This window comes from Ralstonia sp. 25mfcol4.1, from assembly GCF_900104095.1.
Lineage (GTDB): Bacteria > Pseudomonadota > Gammaproteobacteria > Burkholderiales > Burkholderiaceae > Cupriavidus.
The window spans coordinates 234,559-252,831 of sequence record NZ_FNJO01000009.1; the positions used below are offsets into that span (position 1 = coordinate 234,559).

Below are 18,273 nucleotides of genomic sequence, written 5' to 3' on the forward strand. Positions count from 1 at the left end.
AGAGACGCGCGATGCCTGATTGCCTTGGTGGCCAGCGGAACGATCCGCGGCTATGCCGACCCCCTGTCGGCCATAGATCTGCGGGCGCTATACCGCGCAATCGGTCGCCCGAGGTGCAGGCGCAGGTGTGGGAAATAGTGTGGCTGCACAGCCACTGTCTGGCACACGGATCAGTTCTGTCGTGCATTCCGACGAACGCCGGGACATCGACGGCCACTACGCTGGATATCAGGATCAGCGCTCTGCGCCGTGAATTGGAGAGGGTGCAGTACCTGGCGGAGGAGCGCCGCCGGCGCGAAGCGGAAGAATAACCGACCAAGCTGGCCGCGTAGGATCCCTGAACGCCCAAGCGTGAATCCAGGCGACATCGTAATGCCAAAAAAGACACCACGTCCAAGCAGACGTGGCGCCGATACGGCCGCCAATTCGCGGCGGCCGGAGAGTCTTCACTCGGCGAACACTTGCTCTAGATCTGATCTGGCGCGTCGAGGGGAACCACGGAGCCGGCGAACGGATTGAAGAACGAGAGTCCGTTGCTGCTGATGCCAATGTCCTCCATCAATTGTCTCGCCTTCGTTACGACCAAGGGCCCAAGCTGAGCCGTAATGAAGTGATGAAATTCTGAGGATTCGGATTGTTCGTCAGTACATTCCGGAGCAACTCGGAACAACGCATTAATTTCTAGTGAAATCTCGAATTCTTTCTCATCATTCTTCTTGCCCTCAATGCTGACAAAGCCATTAACCGAGCAACGTCCGTCCTTAGGGGCATCTACAACGAAATTGACTTTCGCTTGAATTTTACCGGTTTTGGATTTTTTTGCTTCCTCGGACAATTCAAGCCGACGCGCCGCAATGGCGGCATACCTAGTCTTATTTAAGACTGGCGATGTAGCGGGTATCAAATTAGTGCTCATAACGTGTCTCGATATAAGACGCGCGCTCAGTCCACGACAAGTCTTCGGTCATGAATTCCTGCTCGTAAGACACGTTTACCTGCTGTCCCATAGCGGGAAGGTGATGGTGGTGATGGTGGTGCACCGGCTTTTCGTGAGCTCGTGGATCTTCGTAAAGTACATGCTCAATCGCATATTTCACGAAGTCATTGAGAGACTGGTTATTCTTTTTTGCGGCAACAGCGGCCTTGCGATGTAAATCGCTCCCTACGCGTACGTTGAAGGTTCCCTTGTACGTAGTGCAAGGTTCCTTTCCTTGTTCAGCGCAAAAAGAAAGATATGCATCGACAGAATCTTTGAAAGCGGCTTCTAGATCGCTGACATTCTCGCCGTCAAACAAAATCAGATCATCTATAAATTCGATTTTTCCGACAAAAAGACGATCGTCAACACTAAAAGAAACGGAGCCGTAATATCCGCGATGTTCCAGCATATCACTCATAATAGCCCCCATTCATCCAATTTCGCGACAACTTCTTTAATTTGATACGACTTCATAATTCCATTCGGATGAGGCCGGCAGGTATTTATTCGTACCTCGGTCCCATCAACCTCCCTCACGAAGAACTTATGTGAGCCGCCATGCTCATGGAGCGTAAAGCCCAGCGATTCCAGTATGCCGACGAACTCGTCCCACCGTATGTCGGTGGGTGGAGGTTTGCGGCATAGGCGGTCGAGTCGCTTTTCGCTTTTTGACATCTTCTGTTAGAGGGGGTGAAGGCATTGTAGAGCAACTAAATTCCAGTTGCACTACATAAAAGTGATTCAATAGTTTCTTTTACTGAGGCCGATACCCTCCTAAAGGGGGGTGCGCCCCAGCGCCAATGACGAAGTATCTATTATTTCGGCTATTACTTCGCTCCCGCTCTGGGAGGGTTCAGCGAGAACAAATGCTTCCGTGATGACCTGAGGCTGTATATATATACAGCGGCGCAACAGACTCGGTCGGTGCTACCGGCGGCTCTGTCGTTTGAGAAGCTCCGCAAGTGTAGGGAACGGCCAATCTTCGTCGTCGTAGCCTGGTGGCAAGCCTAGGTGACGATCACCGTCTCCACACTTTGTTTTATCGCCTGGCAGGACAAGCTCCGTTACCAGAATTCCTGGTTGCTCCATCACGATCAGCTGTCGACTGCACATTGGGCAAAACGCGATGTCGCGAGGCTCATCTTCGCCCAAGTTCATCTGGTACTCGTGGATTTGGACTTTGACCCCACACACGCACGTAATTAGGTCGATGTAGTTCATTGGTGCCTCCAGCCATGGGAGCTGTCAGTAAGCCTTCAGTGATGTGCTGCGTCCATGGATGATCGGCCGGCTGCGCGAATTGCGCATCGCCCGATGAGGGGAGAGAAGCTTCGGACTTGTCTGGCACCGGCTCAAGTCGTCAATGCATCAAGCTGTGCCGTGGATGTAATCGGCTGTGTCGGATTTGTGCCGGGTTGTGACGGCATTTACGCCGCTTTGCGCTTCCTTGCTACCCGCAAAGCCTTATGTGTTGCGGGTTTCGAATCGGCGGCACGTTTTGAAAATCCTTGTGTCGGCGGTTCGATTCCGTCCCAGGCCACCAGATTCAAGAAACGGACGCTCAGGCGTCCGTTTTTGTTTTTGTCGTCTCCGTTTTTCGTGGCCTCGCCTATCGGATCCGGGTTCGGATCACAATATGGTCAAGCCGGAGCCGCTCTGTGCCTCCCAAAAACGAATCGCCACCCCCCCTGACCCAGCGCCTGCGCACCTGGGCACGCGCCATCAAGCGTGATGGCGTTGCGCTCTGGTTCGCGTGCCGGCATCCCGATACGCCCTGGTATGTGAAGGCGCTGGGCGCTTTCGTCGTGGCCTATGCGCTGAGCCCGATCGACCTTGTACCGGACTTCATCCCCGTGCTCGGCTACGTCGATGACGTGCTGCTCTTGCCTGCGCTGATCTGGCTGGCCGTCAGGCTGACGCCTGCGGCCGTGCTGGCTGCGTCGCGTGAACAGGCGAGCGCGTGGATGGCCACCAGCGGCGCGAAGCCGCGCAGTCGCTGGGGCATCGTCCTGGTGCTGGGCGTGTGGGCGGTGGCGGCCTATGGCATCTGGCGCTGGCTCGGGCATTAAGCCCGCGATCGCTAGCCAAACAGCTCCTCGGCCACGGTCGGATGCAGCGGCATGGTGGTCTGCAGGTGCGAGGCCTTCGCGCCGAGCCGTAGCGCCAGCGCCATCGTCTGGACGATTTCCGGCGCAGCGCCATCCATCAGGTGGACGCCCAGCACCCGGCCGCTGCGCGCGTTGAACACGAGCTTGAAGACCGACTGCTGCGGCACGCCGCCGAAGCGGCTTTCCAGCGAGACAAAACGCTTGATCTCGGTGCGAATGCGGTCGGCCTTGCCGCCGGCCTCCTCGATGGCCTGGGCCTCGGTCAGCCCCACGGCGCCGATTGCCGGCTCACAGAACACGGCCGTCGGCAGGAATTCGAAGTCCGTCATGTCTCCGCGTCGCCCAAATAGCCGATCGGCCAGCCAGCGGCCTTGCGCAATGGCTACGGGCGTCAGGTGTACGTTGTCGGCCATGCAGTCGCCGATGGCGTGGATCGACCGCACGCTGCTGCGGAACTGCCGGTCCACCGCGATGCCGCCCTTGGCATCGCGCTTCACACCCAGGTCATCGAGACCCAGTCCATCAACATTCGGCTTTCGGCCAATCGCGGCCAGCGCCGCCTGGGTGCGCACGGTCTGCGTGCGGCCCCGATTGTCTTCCTGCGTGTAGCAGACGTCGAATGCACCGTTCGACTGCGACACCATTGTGACCTCTGTACGGAAATGTATGCGGATGCCCTTCGCGATCAGGGCTTCTGCAAGGGCGGCGGCAATATCGTGATCGAACTTCGGCAGCAGCCGGTCCTCACGCACCAGCAGGTCCACCTTCACGCCGTAGCGAGACAGGATCGATGCCATCTCCACGGCGATATAGCCGCCGCCGATCACGGCAATCGAAGCGGGCACGGTCTGCCACGTGAAAACGTCGTCCGAAGAGCTGACCAGTTCGCCGCCCGGCACCGGAAGATCGACGGGGCTGGCGCCGGTCGCAATCAGCGTCTTGCCGGCACGGATGACTTCATTGCCGACGACCACATCCCCGCGCGCGTTGAGGCTCGCCTCGCCGTGCCAGATCTCCACGCCGGCCTCGTTGAGCCGCTGCTTGTACGACGCATTGAGCCGTGCCACCTCGGCATTCACGCGCACGATGGCATCGCGCCAGTCTTCCTTGCCGCCCGTGTGCGACAGGCACGTGGACAGGATCGATGCCCATCCCGCGCCGTACGACAGCATTTTCTTGGGCACGCAACCGCGATTGACACAGGTGCCGCCGACGGCATCGCGCTCCACCAGAATCACGCGGGCGCCGTGCGATGCGGCGCGGCGCGCGGCGGCCACGCCTCCCGAGCCCGCGCCGATCACCACGAAGTCGGCTTCGCGTGTCTTGGCCCGCGCATCGCGCTTGCGCGGCACCCGTTCGACAACGGGTTCGGCGCTGGCCTCGCTGGCGCGCCGACGCGTCTTCACGGTCCTTGCCTGGGTTGCGGTTTCGGTTGATGCCTGACGCTTTGTCATTCAATCCTCCTTGCCTGCGCGGCACCATCGCCGCATGCCAAACAATTGACCGGCGCCATATGGCGCTTTGGCTATGACGCCGGCAACAGATCCTGCTGGATGACGGGCCAGTCGCGCAGAAACGATTCCGCGTCGCGCCGGCCCAGGTCATACGCATGCGTCATGGCCTCGGGCCTGGTGTAGTCCCAGCTCGAAATCGGCACGCGTTGTGACGGTTGCAGGTACAGGCGGCGCTGGCCGCCCGTGTCGATGATGAAGCGGCGCGGCCGCGGATACAGCCGCGTCACCAGCACCAGGACATTGCCCGGCGTGGCATCGAGCGCATCGACTGGCACGTTGTCCACCAGCCCGCCGTCCAGCACCGCATGGCCATTGCGGCGCAGCACCGGCGTAAAGGGCGGCGTGGAGGCCGATTGCAGTAGCAGATCGGCCAGATCCTCCGGCGAGCCGCAGCCCTGCGCCAGCACGAATTCGGGATGGAAGCCAAGCTTGCGGCCCAGGCGCGGATGCAGCGTCTTCAGCAGGTGCTTGTCGATGTTGTACGCCAGCAGCCCTGCGGCCACGGCCAGGCGCGGCCCGGTCCAGCGCGGGATATGGGCCACGCCGATGCGGATCTCGGGCGCCTGTTGCAGCCGGTGCAGGCGGTTATCGCCAAACAGCGAGAGCAGGGCGTTGCGATAGATGCCGTAATGCGGAAACACGCGCTCGCGGCGCAGCAGGTTGCCCCAGTAGGCGTTGCGCGAATTGTTGGCCAGCACCTCGCGGTAGTAGGCCATGGTCTGGTGCGAATCGTGCGCATAGACCATGCACGCCGTGGCCGCGCCCGCCGAGATGCCGGCGATGATGCGCGGGCGCAGGTGCAGTTCGGGGGCCACGGTATCCCACCATCCGGCCTGCCACCAGCAGCGGTTGCCGCCGCCGGCAAAGACGATCTGGTCGAAGGGTTGGGGGTTGATGGCGGACATCGTGGATTTCAAAGCAGTGCGTAGGTAGTGGTGGCCTGCACCGCCAGCTTGCCGTCCTGGCCGGTCAGTTCGATCGCGCCGAAGACCACGGTCTTGCCCAGGCGCAGCACGCTGGCACGCACCAGCACGTCGCCGTCGATCACGGGACGCATGAAGTTGGTGGTCAGCGTGACGGTGGTCATCGGCCGGAATTCGCCCAGTGCGGCAGAGATGGCGACGATCATCGCGGTATCGGCCGCGGACATCAGCACCTGTCCGCAGACCACGCCGCCGGCATGGCGAAACGCTTCCTGGAAGGGCAGGCGCAGGGTTACGCCGGTGGCGTCGGCAGCCTCGGCACGCAGGCCCAGCTGGCGCACCCAGGGCGCCAGCACGCGTTCGAGCGTGGCATCGATATCCGCGATGGTGAAAGTGGCAGGCACGTCCCGGTCTCCTCGGCGCGCGGCATGTTGTTTGCGCCAATGATACAGGGGGCCGAAGCCCCCTGCCGATTCCTGCCGGGAACGCCCGCAGGCGTCACGCCGCGTTGTCCGCCTCGGCGCGCGCCGTCGAGCGGTTGGCGTGCCAGCGCAGCACGCGCGGCACCACCACCACGGCCACCGTCATGGCCAGGATCGTGGCCGAGATCGGCTGCTTGACGAACAGGCTCCAGTCGCCCTGGCCGATCGACAGCGCATTGCGCAGCTGCTTCTCTGCCATCGGCCCCAGGATCAGGCCGACGATCACCGGCGCGGTCGGGAAGTCGAAGCGGCGCATGGCCATGCCCAGCAGGCCGATCACGAACAGCAGCAGCAGGTCGAACCACGACTGGCGGATGCCGTACGCGCCCAGACCGGCAAAGATCAGGATGCCGCCGTACAGCAGCGGCGTCGGTACGCGCAGCATGCGCACCCACAGGCCGATCGCCGGCAGGTTCAGCACCAGCAGCATCACGTTGCCGATGTACAGCGACGCCAGCAGGCCCCAGACCAGGTCGCCCGAGGTCTGGAACAGCATCGGGCCCGGCTGCAGGTTGTAGTTCTGGAACGCCGCCAGCAGGATGGCCGTGGTGTTCGAGGTCGGGATGCCCAGCGTCAGCAGCGGGGCCAGCGTTGCCGTCACGGCGGCGTTGTTGGCAGCCTCGGGGCCGGCCACACCTTCGATGGCACCCACCTTGCCGAATTCCGCCTTGTGGTCCGACAGCTTCTTCTCGGTGGCGTACGACAGGAAGGTCGGGATCTCGGCACCACCGGCCGGGATCAGGCCAAACGGGAAGCCGATGAACGTGCCGCGGATCCAGGCCGGGATCGACCGCTTCCAGTCCGACTTGCTCATGTGCACCGAACTGAGCTTGTTGAACGAGCCCTCCGGTTGCGGGAAGAACGCATTGAACAGCGCCTCGCCCACCGCAAACAGGCCCACGGCCACCACGACGATGTCCACGCCGTCGTACAGCTCCTGGATATTCATCGAATAGCGCGTCTGGCCAGACAGCGAATCCATGCCGATCAGGCCGATGCCCAGGCCCAGGAACAGGCTGGTCATGCCGCGCAGCAGCGACGAGCCCAGCACGGCCGACACCGTGGTGAAAGCCAGCAGCATGATCATGAAGTACTCGCCCGGCCCGAACTGCAGCGCCACGTCGGCCGCCACCGGCGCGAACATCGACAGCAGCACCGTGGCGATCGTGCCCGCCACGAATGAGCCGATGGCGGCGGTGGCCAGCGCGGGGCCTGCGCGGCCGTTCTTGGCCATCAGGTTGCCCTCCATCGCGGTAACCATCGTCGACGATTCACCCGGCGTGTTCATCAGGATCGACGTGGTCGATCCACCGTACATCGCGCCGTAGTAGATGCCGGCGAACATGATCAGCGCGGCGGTGGGTTCCACCTTGGCCGTCAGCGGCAGCAGCATGGCCACGGTCAGTGCCGGGCCAATGCCGGGCAGCACGCCGATGGCAGTGCCCAGGAAGCAGCCCACCAGGGCCCACATCAGGTTGATTGGCGTGATGGCCACGGCGAAGCCGTGCATCAACTGGTTCAGGGTATCCATGTCAGTGTCTCCCGTAGGGCGTGGATCAGAAGCCCGCGACGGGCAGCAGCGGCAGGTTGATGCCGAGCAGGAAATCGAACAGCGCCCACATCGGCAGCGTCAGCATCAGGCCGATCAGCGCATCGCGCACGATGCGGCGGCTGCCGTAGCCGCGCGCCACGCACACCATCATCAGCGTGGACGAGAACACGAAACCCAGCGTGCCGATCAACGCCATGTTGGCCACCAGGCCGGCGGACACCCACAGAAAGCCCTTGAAGTTGTGCGGCGCCGCAGGCAGTTCGGCATCTTCCTCGGGCATGTTCCGGAAGCCGCCGCGCACGCCCTGCCACAGCAGCAGCGCGCCGCAGACGGCCAGGCCGATGGCCACCAGCGTGGGCACGAAGCGCGGCGACAGGCCGGCATAGCCCTCGTCGCCCGAAATGCCCGGTATGCCGGCGAAGAAGAACACGGACAACGCCAGGATGGCGACGCCGATGGATACGTGGGATGGTTTCATGGTGGGGCTCTCGGATGGTCCTGCCGCCCGCGCGGTCACGGGGCCCGGTGACGTTATTGGTCTGTTTTTCGGTGTTGCGCACGTGATGGCGGCACCGGGGCCCCGTGCCGTCTTCCGTGCGTGCCGATCGCGGATCGGCAGCCGGGCGGGAACGACAGGGTGAAGCAAACTTCCGCGACTCGGGTAACGACTTCTCGTACTGCTGTCTCGTACTGCTGTCTCGTACTACTTTTTCGTACTTCTACTACTTGGCCGACGGCGTGGGGGGCGGTTGCCACCGGTCGTCGGAACGTGGACCGACGCGGCAGTACCGATGCGGCGTGGCGTGCGCCTGGTCCCTTGGGGAGTCTTACTTCGCTACGCCCAGTTCACGCAGCGTGGCGCCCAGACGGGTGGATTCCGCTTCCACGAACTTGCCGAACTCGTCGCCGGTCAGCAGGAACGGCGTCCAGTCGTTCTTCTGCAGCGCGTCCTTCCAGACCTGGTTCTCGGTGCCCTTCACCACGGCGTCGATCATGGCCTTGCGCTGGTCGGCGGTGATGCCGGGTGCGCCGTACACGCCGCGCCAGTTGTAGATCTCGACGTTCACGCCCTGTTCCTTCAGGGTCGGGATGTCGGCGGTGCGATCCTTCGACGTCACGGCCAGCGCGCGCATCTTGCCGGTCTTGATGAACGGCAGGAATTCCGACACGCCGGCGATACCCACGGTCACGTGGCCGCCGAGGATCGACGCCGAGGCCTCGCCACCGCCCTGGAACGGCACGTAGTTGATCTTCTTCGGATCCACGCCGATGTCCTTGGCGATCAGTCCGGCCAGGATGTGGTCGATCGACCCCTTCGAACCGCCGCCCCAGCTGACGCTGCCCGGATTGGCCTTGAGCTGCGTGGTCAGGTCTTTCATCGACTTGATCGGCGAGCTTGCCGGCACCGTGATCACCATCGTGTCGGCGAACAGGCGCGCGATCGGCGTGGCGTTTTTGAGCGTCACCGGCGGGTGGTTGGTCTCGATGGCACCGACCATCACGGCGCCCGTCACGATCAGCGCGTTCGGGTTGCCCTTGTCGGTGTTCACGAACTGCGTCAGGCCGATGGTGCCGCCCGCGCCGCCCTTGTTGTCATACGAAGCCGACTTGGCCGTGCCAGCCGCCACCATGGCCGCGCCGATCGAGCGGCCGGTCTGGTCGTAGCCGCCTCCGGGGTTGGCGCCGATCATCACCTTGAGGTTGTCGACGGCATAAGCCGGCGCGGCCACCACGGCAGCGGCGAGCGCGGCCGAAGCGGCGAAGACATGGGTAAAGCGGGCAAGCGTGCGAGGCATCGCGTGTCTCCTGTCTTATTGGAATGTTAGTTTGTGCTTTTAGATTTCCGGCTATTGCCTACCGTCCACAAAGAGACAGCAGTAGCCATGGCCCGAATTCTAGAAGCGTGAAACTGTCAAAACCCTGTCAAAACGTCTGCTTGATGCTCGGGGTTTACGTGGTGTTGTCTGCTTTGTCTGCTGCTCTTCCATCCCGGCCGGACCGGCCGCCTGTCGTTTTTTGGCATCGTTGTATCTGCCAGATCAGATCTGCACATCTTTGACTTGGCTCAGGTCGGACATCTCACTACGATTTGTCTCAGTTGCCTGCCGCACCGACAGCAAGTTGCGGCACGGCGGCCAAAGCATGAAAAGCAGATGACATGGACCATCGCACAACGAGGCGCTGGCCGATTCGGGATATCCGGTCTTTTTCGGTTTTCGGGTGAAGTGACAAAAAAGAAGTCTCAGGGGTCAATCATGGATACAACGATCAAGGCGTCGGACGTCTGGCCGCCGGAACTCGACGCAGGGGCCGACCGCGGCCTGTGGAAAAGCACCGTTGCGGCCGCCAACCAGGCGCTGGAAGCGGCCAAGGGCATGCAGGCGGCCGTGGGGCAGACGCTCAAGCTGCAGCACAAGATCATGGCGCTGCGCGACGAACTGCATCGCGCCGAAGCCGAGCGCGACATGTATCGCGACCTGCACGCACGCACCGTCGACGAACTCAACCACACGCTCGACCTGAGCCCTGCCGAATGGCAGCGCCTGCGCGCCGACAACGAGACGCTGCAGATCCGGCATCGCGCCTACAAGCTGCTGGTGCAACACTACGCACGCATCGGCACGCCGATCGATCCGGCCACGTTTGCCGAGCAGCGCAGCCGTGTGCAGCAACACATCCTGTTCCAGCGGCGCAAGGGTATTCCGGTGTCGGTCATCACGGCCGACGACATCGCATTCCTGTTGCGCTAGGCCAAACCGCGGAGGAGACGTCCATGAACTGTCTTATCCCTGAACAGATGGCGCCACAGTATTGCCGGCCGGCGCATCAGCCGCGCACACCCGGTTACGGCCCGCTTGCTTGGCGGCATATAGACGGCGGTCGGCCGTCGCCAGCATGGCATCGAGTGTCGGGCAACCGTCGCTCACGGCTTCTGCGACGCCAATCGATACAGTGAAATGAATGTGTCCGTCGCCCTCGCGGGGCGGCGGCGCATCGGGTGCTGGTTTCACTGGCGTGCCCTGCACGGCGGCGCGCAGCCGTTCCGCCGTTGCCTCGGCATCGGCCAGCGTGGTCTGCGGCAGCAGCACCGCGAACTCCTCTCCGCCAAGCCGCGCCGGCAGGTCGATCTCGCGCAGATTCCGGCGCAGCACGTCGGCCAGCGCCACCAGCACGTGATCGCCGCTGGCATGGCCCCAGCGGTCGTTCACGCGTTTGAAGAAGTCGATATCGAGCATCAGCATCGACAGCGGTGCGGCGGGTGACGCTTCGACGCGGGCCGGGGCGCCGCCGGCCAGGCTTTCATCCGCGCCGGCAGCCTCGCGCTCGCGCCGCCGTCGTGCCGATTCCCTGCCGTAGGCCTCGCCGAAGTGTCGCCGGTTGGCCAGCCCGGTAAGCGGGTCGGTCTCGGCCAGGCGCTGCAGTGTCTCGCCGGCTGCCACGTAGTGCCGGAACAGCAGCGTCACCACGCGCAATGTGACAAACATCAACAACGGCAGGGCCAGCCAGATCGACAACAGCGGTGTGCTGGTGCGCTGCAGGACCGCGCGCCATACGTCGGCATCGCTGAAGGATTCCACCAGCAGCCACGTACCGCGCTGGCCCACCGGCTGGTAGATCAGATACTGGCCATCCACGTGCCGGATGCCGGCGCCTGCGCCGAATAGCTCCTGCGCTGGAACGCCGCGCCAGGCCTGGTCCACGTCATCGGGCCAGCGCATGTCGATGCGGACGTTGTGCTGGCTCGATGCGATGATGCCGCCGCGATAGTCCATCAGATATCGCGTGGTGCCGGCGTCTTCCGGCACGCCGAGCAGTTCGCGCAACCGTGCCAGTTCCACGTCGACGGCCACCACGCCGCGAAAGCGGTTTTCCACATAGACCGGAATGCTCAACGTCGTGCGCAACTGCGTGCTTTCGAACTGCGTGTAGACCCGCGTCCAGCGAATGTCGCGCGACGCGTCGCGCTCGGGCAGCATGTCGCGGTAATAGGCGATATGGCTGAACCGCCTGAAGAGTGCCGGCGCCTTGTCCGGCGGCAGCGGCGGGTAGGTGATGTAGAGCCCGTTGCTGGAGATATAGCTCACGGTGCCGTCGGCATTCTCGCCCTGGCGCAGCCGCAGGCTCAGGCCCAGCACATGGCTCAGCTGACGCGCCGCGTACAGGTCAGCGCGCAGGTCGGCGTCGCGGCGTTCGAAGCCTTCGAGTTCGTCCAGCAGCGCGGGCGCCGTGCCGACCACCGGAGAATCGCCAAGCGGCACCTCCATCTGCCAGATACGGTCATTGCGTTGCGCGAAGGCCCGCTCCACGGCCGGGTCGGCCGGCGCCGCGCCGCTGTCGTAGAGGGTGATCAGTTGCTGCGCATAGTCGCGCACGAAAACGAGCTTGGAACGTTCGGCGGCGAAGACCGCTTCGCCGCCCAGCGCGCGCAATGTCAGGTCGTGCTGGCGCGATGACAGGACACGGTCGCGCAGCAGGTACAGGTCGCGCGCGCCGACGATGAGCATCAGCAGCATCGCCAGGCCGAAACCGACGATGACCACGCGCTGCGGGTGTATCAGCGCCGCGCGCGGCAGCCAGCGCGGCCTCGGCAGCAGTTTGCGCCATGACATCGATCGTCTCCCCGGCAAGGCCCGCCCACCGGGACGGGTAGTAGAACGGCGACTTTCATCTGCAACATCGACGGCGGGCACGCCAGGGCGTGGCGCGCCGGCTCAGTGTAGTGCAGCCGCGCAGCGCATGCCATCATGAAAGCCTGACAACCATCAAGGGGGAATTCTCATGCCACGGCACATCGGTATCGCGGCCTGTTCCGCCGAAGGCGCGGCACTGTGCTATCGCACGATCTGCATGGAAGGGGCCGGATTCCTGGGCCCGCACGGACATCCGGAAATTACGATGCACACGCCATCGCTTGCCGCCTATGTGGCCTGCCTGGAGCGCGGCGACCTGCAGGGCGTGGCGAACCTGATGCTGCGCTCGGCGTACAAGCTGGCAGCGGCAGGCGCCGATTTCGTGATCTGCCCCGACAACACGATCCATGCTGCGCTGGACCTGGTGCGTCCCACGTCGCCGCTGCCATGGCTTCATATCGCCGAGGTGGTGGCCGACGCCGCCGTGGCACGCGGCTTCCATCGGCTAGGCATCACCGGCACGCGGTGGCTGGTGGACAGCGAGGTGTATCCGGCCGCGCTGGCCGCCCGCGGGCTGCAGGCGGTGCGCCCGCCGGCGGAAGACCGCGCATTGATCGATCACGTGATCATGAACCAGCTGGTGCCCGGCATCGCCACCCCTGAAGGGGTCGCCACATTCCAGCGCGTGATCGATGACCTGCGGAACAACGGTTGCGACGCAGTGGTGCTGGGCTGCACCGAGATTCCGCTGATCATAGACGACGGCAATTCGTCGTTGCCGACGCTCGATTCAACCCGCCTGCTGGCCCGCGCGGCATTGCAGCGCGCGGTGGCCCGGTAGCCGCACGCTCAGATTTGGCCGATCAACGACGTTCCGTGCGGAAGTACAGCAGCGCGATGGCGGGCAGGGCGAAGCCGATCCAGCTGGCCAGGGGCCAGCCCGCACGCGCATAGGCCCACGCGCCGACAGACGATCCGATGGCACCGCCCACGAAGAAGATGGCCATGTACAGGCCGTTGAGGCGGCTGCGGTGTTCGTCGGACAGCGCGAAGATCGCGCGCTGGCCGATCACCAGGTTGGTCGATACCGCGAAGTCGAGCAGCACGGCGGCCACTGTCAGCGATAGCAACGACAGCAGCGAACCCTCCGCACCCACCCGGCTCAGCAGGAACGATGCCGCGCCCAGCGCAAGCGCCAGCGCGGTCATCTGCCGGCTGTGGCCACGGTCGGCGTAGCGGCCCGCCATCGGCGCGGCAATGGCGCCGGCCACACCCACCAGCGCGAAGATCGCGATGCCGGTCTGCGACATATGGAACGCAGGCCCGGCCAGGTACAGCGGCGTGGTGGTCCAGAAGAGGCTGAAGACGCCGAACATGGCCGCCTGGTACGCGGCACGGCGGCGCAGGATCGGCTGGGTACGCAGCAGATGGCTCATCGAGCCAAGCATCTGGATATAGTTGACGCCCGGCGCCGGCCGGCGCTGCGGCAGCTTGCGCGCCAGCACGATGCCGAGCAGCACCATCGCCACGGCCGACGCGGCGAAGATCGCGTGCCAGCCGAACAGGTCTGACACCAGGCTCGACACCGGACGCGCCAGCATGATGCCCATCAGCAGCCCGCTTGTGACATTGCCCACCGCCCGGCCGCGCGCATGCTCCGGCGCCAGGTGCGCCGCGAACGGCACCAGCACCTGCACCGCCACCGAGCACAGTCCGATCGCGCAGCCCGCCACCAGGAACACGCTGGCATGCGTGGCCAGCGCCGCCGCCAGCAGGGCCACCGCGCAACCACCCACGAGCGTGAGCACGAGCTTGCGGTTCTCGACGATATCGCCCAGCGGCACCAGCAGCAGCAGGCCCACGCAGTAGCCGATCTGGATCAGCGTGACGATCAGGCCGGCGATTTCGGGCGACAGCTGCAGGGCGCGTGCAATCGGCCCGACCAGCGGCTGTGCGTAGTACAGGTTGGCGACGATCATGCCGCAGGCCACGGCCAGCAGGGGCGTGATCCAGGCGGCCGGGGTGGCGGTGCGTTGGGCGGAAGCGGCGGTTGTCATGGGGGCGCGCGTGGGCGAAGGGTGGGGCGTGGCGCTCTCGATGCGCGCCCGTCGAAGCCGCTGATTCTACCGGGAGATAGATAGGGTCGTATGGCGTGGGGGTTTTTGGCGCATTGACGGCTATCGAGGGCGGCACCGCGTTCCGCTGGAAACGACGATTTGCTGCGGACGTGCGGAAACGTTCGTGGATCGGGCTGGGGTCGGGCTGGGGTCGGGCTGGGGTCGGGCTGGGGTGCGGCTGGGGTGCGGCTGGGGTGCGGCTGGGGTGGGGCTGGGGTGGGGCTGCGGTCGGGCTGAGGTCGGGCTGAGGTCGGGCTGGGGTCGGGCTGGGGTCGGGCTGGGATCGGGCTGGGGTCGGCTCGATTCGGATCGATTCGGCTGGAGGAAGGCCGTTCAGCCTTCGGCCTCGTCGTCGAAACGGAATTCCTCCTGCACCGGCGCGGGATCGTCCCCTTGCTCGGCCGCCGGGAGCAGGGCGCTGACGCGCACGCCCAGCAGCCGGATGCGCCGCTCCAGCGGGATCCGCTTCAGGCATTCGGTGGCACCGCGCCGGATCATCGCGCCATCGGCGGTATGGGCCGTCATGGTCAGGTCGCGGGTCACGGTGTGGAAATCGTCAAAGCGCAGCTTGATGCCCACCGTGCGCCCCACATACCCCTTGCGCCGCAGGTCCTCAGCCACGCGCATGCACAGCTTGGTGAACTGTTCCGACAGCACGGGCCGGTCGGTACGCGGGTGCAGGTCGCGCTCGAACGTGGTTTCGCGGCTCATCGACTTGGGTTCGGAGCTGACCACCACCTGGCGGTCGTCGCGGCCATGCGCCACTTCCACCAGCCAGCCCGCGTAGTTGCGGCCGAAATGGGCCTGCAGCAGCGCCAGATCGGCCTGGGCCAGGTCTCCCACGGTGTCGATGCCGATGGCCTGCAGCTTCTCCGCTGCCTTGGGACCGATGCCGTTGACCTTGCGCGCCGCCAGCGGCCAGATGCGCGTGGGGATATCGGCAGGGGTCAGGATGGTCAGGCCGTTCGGCTTGTCGAGTTCGGAGCCGATCTTGGCCAGCAGCTTGTTGGGGGCCACGCAGATCGAACACGTCAGGCCCGTAGCTTCGTGAACAGCAGCTTTGATGCGGCCGGCCACCTCGCCCGGCTCGCCCTCTATATCAGTTAGATCGATATATATCTCATCAATTCCGCGATCTTCTATTTGTCCGGTGAATGATCGGACGGCTGCCTTGAAGAGCCCGGAGTAGCGGCGATAGGCGTCAAAGTCCGTCGGCAGCAGGATCGCGTCCGGCGCCAGCTTGGCGGCCTTCATCATGCCCATGGCCGAGAACACGCCCAAGGCGCGGGCCTCGTAGGTGGACGTGGTGACCACGCCCCGCCCCACATAGTCACGCAGCCGTGCGTAGCGGCGCGATCCATCGGGTAACACTTCGGGCACCGCATTGCGGCCGCCGCCGATCACCACTGCCTGGCCCCGCAGGTCCGGATAGCGCAGCAGTTCCACCGAAGCGTAGAACGCGTCCATGTCGAGATGGGCAATACGCCGAGGAGCGTTCGGGGGCATGAGCGTTGGGAGGGGATCGATACTGTATATACGTACAGTATAGTGTGGCGACCTTGTTTCCGGAATAGGGGCCGACTGCCACGGATATTCTCACGACGGATAGAAGCCGCTATTTTTTAAGCCGCCTCATTTTTCGTACTGATGGATTGCCTGGCATTTCAGCCGACTGACCAGCAAACCCTCGGCCGCGTAGATCGCCAGCGAGATCCAGATCAGTGCATAGCCGATCTGCTTCTGGGCCGGAAACGGCTCGTGGTAGAGCCAGATGCCAAGCACCAGCTGGATCGTCGGCCCTGCGTATTGCAGCAGGCCAAGCAGCGACAGCGGGATACGGCGGGCGCCGGCGGCAAAGAACAGCAGCGGCACCGCCGTGACCGGGCCGGCCAGCAGCAGCAGGATCTGGGTACCCGTGGCTGCGCTGCGCGTGGTGTCGTGGCCGGTCAGTAGCAGAAAGCCCAGCGCCGCCGCGGCCAGCGGAAACAGGATCAGCGTTTCCAGCGACAGGCCTTCGAGCGCACCGAGCGCGCCGGTCTTGCGCAGCAGACCATAGCCGCCGAACGACGCCGCCAGACCCAGCGCAATCCAGGGCAGTTGTCCGGCCGCCCATGTCAGCCAGAGCACACCAGCCGTCGCAATCGCGATCGACAACCACTGGCCCGGCCGCAGCCGCTCGTGCAGCAGCAGCACCCCCAGCAGCACACTGAATAGCGGATTGATGAAATAGCCCAGGCTGGCATCGACCACGCGATCGGCCGACACCGCCCAGATATAGAGGAACCAGTTGCAGCAGAGCAGCCCGGCACTGGCCGCAAAGTTCAGGATCAGGCGCGGATTGGCCGCCACTTGGCGCAGCCAGCCGAATTGACGGCGCCACAACAGTATTGCCCCCAGGAATACCAGCGACCACACCATGCGGTGCAGCAGGATTTCCAGTGGCGCCACGCCGTGCAGGGACTTGATGTAGAGGGGCAGCAGGCCCCAGATGATGTACGCCAGCAGCGCGTAGAAGATGCCTAGTTGCATGGAATGTTCCGGGTAGAGTCCGGTTTGTGGGCGGATTCTACCGGGGTGTGGGCAGGCGCGTGGCGCCATGAAAAAACCCGGCCGGAGCCGGGTTTCCAGGTGATGGGAATGGCCGAATGGCCAAATCAATGTTCCCTTACAGCTTGCGCGCGTAGCTGAACTGCGAGAAAGCCTGCTCGGCCACGTTGAACCAGGCGGCTTCGTTGTTGCGGAACACACGCCAGTCGTCAAAGATCTTCTTGAACGACGGATTCTTGGCGCTTTCGTCGGCGTACGCTTCCTGCGTGGCCTTGAAGCAGGCTTCCATGATCTCCTTCGAGAACGGACGCAGCTTCACGCCGTTTTCCAGCAGCCGGGCCAGCGCCTGCGGGTTAACGGTGTCGTACTTGGCCATCATGTTGGTGTGTGCCTCGATGGTGGCCGTTTCCAGCGCACGCTTGTACAGCGCCGGCAGCTTGTCGTACTCGGGTTGCGATGCGTAGAACGACAGCTGCGCGCTGCCTTCCCACCAGCCCGGGTAGTAGTAGTACGGCGCCACCTTGTAGAAGCCGAGCTTCTCGTCGTCGTACGGGCCCACCCATTCGGCCGCGTCGATCGTGCCCTTTTCCAGCGCCGGGTAGATGTCGCCGCCGGCAATCTGCTGCGGCACCACGCCCAGGCGCGCCAGCACGACGCCGGCAAAGCCGGCCACGCGGTACTTCAGGCCCTGCAGGTCGGCCACGGTCTTGATTTCCTTGCGGAACCAGCCGCCCATCTGGGCGCACGTGTTGCCGCCCATGAAATTGACGACGTTGTATTCCTTGAAGAACTCGCGCATCAGCTTCATGCCGTTGCCCTGCATCATCCACGCGTTCTGCTGGCGCGCGGTCAGGCCGAACGGGATGGTCGTGTCGAAGCACAGCGTCGGGTTCTTGCCGAAGTAGTAGTAGCCGGCCGTGTGACCGATCTGCACGGTCTGGTTCTGCACGGCATCCAGCACCTGCAGGCCCGGCACGATTTCACCGGCGGCGAACACCTTGATGTTGAACTTGCCGTCGGTCAGTTCCTTCACGCGCTGGCTCAGCAGCTCGGCCCCGCCATAGATGGTGTCGAGCGACTTCGGGAAGCTCGACGCCAGGCGCCATTCCACCGCCGGATTGCTGCCGATCACGGCGGGCGCGCCCGGCGCGCTGGCCGATGCGGCCGGGGCCGCGGGCTTTTCTTCCTTGCCGCACGCGGCAAGTGCGCCCGTGGCGGCTACGGCCGAAGCCTTCAACAGGAAGGAACGACGTTCCATGGACATCTCCTCTTTTATAGATATGTATGCGTGACTGCCTTGCACCCGTTATGTGTTGCCCGGAAGACAGGTCGGACGATTATAGCGGTGGCGTTTTCAGCACGGATGCCCTCTGGGATGGGGGTTTTCGCTAGGAATTCGGCACTTCTGCAACGGTTTTGC

17 protein-coding genes are annotated in these 18,273 nt (G+C 64.1%); 3 read left to right on the forward strand and 14 right to left on the reverse strand.

The window, feature by feature from the left end:
- Window positions 1-466: 466 nt before the first annotated feature.
- The 3 genes from BLQ58_RS28855 to BLQ58_RS29750 are packed head-to-tail and all read right to left on the reverse strand — an operon-like array spanning window position 467 to window position 1,654.
- A complete protein-coding gene (locus BLQ58_RS28855) occupies window positions 467-916 on the reverse strand; it encodes a hypothetical protein (RefSeq protein WP_139186129.1) in 450 nt (149 codons plus the stop codon).
- Window positions 906-1,397, reverse strand: a complete 492-nt coding sequence (locus BLQ58_RS17715; RefSeq protein WP_092600670.1) for a type II toxin-antitoxin system HicB family antitoxin — start codon at window positions 1,395-1,397, stop codon at window positions 906-908. The genes BLQ58_RS28855 and BLQ58_RS17715 overlap by 11 nt, the downstream gene beginning before the upstream one ends.
- Window positions 1,394-1,654: a type II toxin-antitoxin system HicA family toxin gene (locus BLQ58_RS29750; RefSeq protein ID WP_092600672.1), complete on the reverse strand. Its 261-nt coding sequence runs from the start codon at window positions 1,652-1,654 to the stop codon at window positions 1,394-1,396. Before BLQ58_RS29750 ends, BLQ58_RS17715 begins: the two co-directional genes overlap by 4 nt.
- 983 nt (window positions 1,655-2,637) lie before the next feature.
- On the opposite strand from BLQ58_RS29750, the gene BLQ58_RS17730 reads away from it, so the two are divergent.
- Window positions 2,638-3,048, forward strand: coding sequence for a YkvA family protein (locus tag BLQ58_RS17730; RefSeq protein WP_254775997.1), 411 nt, complete (start codon window positions 2,638-2,640; stop codon window positions 3,046-3,048).
- Window positions 3,049-3,059: 11 nt separating this feature from the next.
- Here the strand turns inward: BLQ58_RS17730 and BLQ58_RS17735 are convergent, their stop codons facing one another.
- The 6 genes from BLQ58_RS17735 to BLQ58_RS17760 form a co-directional block, all read right to left on the reverse strand.
- On the reverse strand, window positions 3,060-4,541 hold the full coding sequence (locus BLQ58_RS17735; protein WP_092600676.1) for a dihydrolipoyl dehydrogenase family protein: 1,482 nt from the start codon (window positions 4,539-4,541) through the stop codon (window positions 3,060-3,062).
- Window positions 4,542-4,612: 71 nt separating this feature from the next.
- The gene (locus tag BLQ58_RS17740) at window positions 4,613-5,506 is read right to left on the reverse strand and encodes a patatin-like phospholipase family protein (protein ID WP_092600678.1); all 894 of its coding nucleotides are present in this window, start codon (window positions 5,504-5,506) and stop codon (window positions 4,613-4,615) included.
- A gap of 8 nt (window positions 5,507-5,514) precedes the next feature.
- Complete coding sequence (locus BLQ58_RS17745) at window positions 5,515-5,928, reverse strand: PaaI family thioesterase (RefSeq protein ID WP_092600680.1); 414 nt, start codon at window positions 5,926-5,928, stop codon at window positions 5,515-5,517.
- Window positions 5,929-6,022: 94 nt separating this feature from the next.
- Window positions 6,023-7,537, reverse strand: a complete 1,515-nt coding sequence (locus BLQ58_RS17750; RefSeq protein ID WP_092600682.1) for a tripartite tricarboxylate transporter permease — start codon at window positions 7,535-7,537, stop codon at window positions 6,023-6,025.
- 25 nt (window positions 7,538-7,562) lie between these two features.
- On the reverse strand, window positions 7,563-8,036 hold the full coding sequence (locus BLQ58_RS17755; protein WP_092600684.1) for a tripartite tricarboxylate transporter TctB family protein: 474 nt from the start codon (window positions 8,034-8,036) through the stop codon (window positions 7,563-7,565).
- A gap of 349 nt (window positions 8,037-8,385) precedes the next feature.
- Window positions 8,386-9,354, reverse strand: coding sequence for a Bug family tripartite tricarboxylate transporter substrate binding protein (locus tag BLQ58_RS17760; RefSeq protein WP_092600686.1), 969 nt, complete (start codon window positions 9,352-9,354; stop codon window positions 8,386-8,388).
- 459 nt (window positions 9,355-9,813) lie between these two features.
- Here BLQ58_RS17760 and BLQ58_RS17765 point away from each other — a divergent pair, with 459 nt between their 5' ends.
- Window positions 9,814-10,308, forward strand: a complete 495-nt coding sequence (locus tag BLQ58_RS17765) for a hypothetical protein (RefSeq protein ID WP_092600688.1) — start codon at window positions 9,814-9,816, stop codon at window positions 10,306-10,308.
- A 33-nt stretch (window positions 10,309-10,341) separates the two neighbouring features.
- On the opposite strand, the gene BLQ58_RS17770 is transcribed toward BLQ58_RS17765, so the two are convergent.
- Window positions 10,342-12,168 (reverse strand): diguanylate cyclase, encoded by a 1,827-nt coding sequence (locus tag BLQ58_RS17770; protein ID WP_092600690.1) that lies wholly within the window; start codon window positions 12,166-12,168, stop codon window positions 10,342-10,344.
- Window positions 12,169-12,337: 169 nt separating this feature from the next.
- Between BLQ58_RS17770 and BLQ58_RS17775 the strand changes: the two genes are divergently transcribed.
- Complete coding sequence (locus BLQ58_RS17775; RefSeq protein ID WP_092600692.1) at window positions 12,338-13,030, forward strand: aspartate/glutamate racemase family protein; 693 nt, start codon at window positions 12,338-12,340, stop codon at window positions 13,028-13,030.
- A 22-nt stretch (window positions 13,031-13,052) separates the two neighbouring features.
- On the opposite strand, the gene BLQ58_RS17780 is transcribed toward BLQ58_RS17775, so the two are convergent.
- From BLQ58_RS17780 to BLQ58_RS17795, 4 genes are all read right to left on the reverse strand, one after another.
- The gene (locus BLQ58_RS17780) at window positions 13,053-14,246 is read right to left on the reverse strand and encodes an MFS transporter (protein ID WP_092600694.1); all 1,194 of its coding nucleotides are present in this window, start codon (window positions 14,244-14,246) and stop codon (window positions 13,053-13,055) included.
- Window positions 14,247-14,639: 393 nt separating this feature from the next.
- Window positions 14,640-15,812, reverse strand: a complete 1,173-nt coding sequence (dinB, locus tag BLQ58_RS17785; RefSeq protein ID WP_092600696.1) for a DNA polymerase IV — start codon at window positions 15,810-15,812, stop codon at window positions 14,640-14,642.
- 126 nt (window positions 15,813-15,938) lie between these two features.
- Window positions 15,939-16,835, reverse strand: a complete 897-nt coding sequence (gene rarD, locus BLQ58_RS17790) for an EamA family transporter RarD (protein ID WP_092600698.1) — start codon at window positions 16,833-16,835, stop codon at window positions 15,939-15,941.
- A 136-nt stretch (window positions 16,836-16,971) separates the two neighbouring features.
- Entirely contained in the window at window positions 16,972-18,111 is a 1,140-nt protein-coding gene (locus BLQ58_RS17795) for a TRAP transporter substrate-binding protein (protein WP_092600700.1), read from the reverse strand.
- Window positions 18,112-18,273 lie beyond the last annotated feature (162 nt).

Bases quoted from the DNA above. Each gene is read 5' to 3' on its own strand.
- BLQ58_RS17740 (WP_092600678.1), bottom strand. From the start codon at position 5,506: ATGTCCGCCATCAACCCCCAACCCTTCGACCAGATCGTCTTTGCCGGC.
- BLQ58_RS17750 (WP_092600682.1), bottom strand. From the start codon at position 7,537: ATGGATACCCTGAACCAGTTGATGCACGGCTTCGCCGTGGCCATCACG.
- BLQ58_RS17715 (WP_092600670.1), bottom strand. From the start codon at position 1,397: ATGAGTGATATGCTGGAACATCGCGGATATTACGGCTCCGTTTCTTTT.
- rarD (WP_092600698.1), bottom strand. From the start codon at position 16,835: ATGCAACTAGGCATCTTCTACGCGCTGCTGGCGTACATCATCTGGGGC.
- BLQ58_RS17735 (WP_092600676.1), bottom strand. From the start codon at position 4,541: ATGACAAAGCGTCAGGCATCAACCGAAACCGCAACCCAGGCAAGGACC.
- dinB (WP_092600696.1), bottom strand. From the start codon at position 15,812: ATGCCCCCGAACGCTCCTCGGCGTATTGCCCATCTCGACATGGACGCG.
- BLQ58_RS29750 (WP_092600672.1), bottom strand. From the start codon at position 1,654: ATGTCAAAAAGCGAAAAGCGACTCGACCGCCTATGCCGCAAACCTCCA.
- BLQ58_RS17765 (WP_092600688.1), top strand. From the start codon at position 9,814: ATGGATACAACGATCAAGGCGTCGGACGTCTGGCCGCCGGAACTCGAC.
- BLQ58_RS17760 (WP_092600686.1), bottom strand. From the start codon at position 9,354: ATGCCTCGCACGCTTGCCCGCTTTACCCATGTCTTCGCCGCTTCGGCC.
- BLQ58_RS17775 (WP_092600692.1), top strand. From the start codon at position 12,338: ATGCCACGGCACATCGGTATCGCGGCCTGTTCCGCCGAAGGCGCGGCA.
- BLQ58_RS17770 (WP_092600690.1), bottom strand. From the start codon at position 12,168: ATGTCATGGCGCAAACTGCTGCCGAGGCCGCGCTGGCTGCCGCGCGCG.
- BLQ58_RS17755 (WP_092600684.1), bottom strand. From the start codon at position 8,036: ATGAAACCATCCCACGTATCCATCGGCGTCGCCATCCTGGCGTTGTCC.
- BLQ58_RS28855 (WP_139186129.1), bottom strand. From the start codon at position 916: ATGAGCACTAATTTGATACCCGCTACATCGCCAGTCTTAAATAAGACT.
- BLQ58_RS17795 (WP_092600700.1), bottom strand. From the start codon at position 18,111: ATGGAACGTCGTTCCTTCCTGTTGAAGGCTTCGGCCGTAGCCGCCACG.
- BLQ58_RS17780 (WP_092600694.1), bottom strand. From the start codon at position 14,246: ATGACAACCGCCGCTTCCGCCCAACGCACCGCCACCCCGGCCGCCTGG.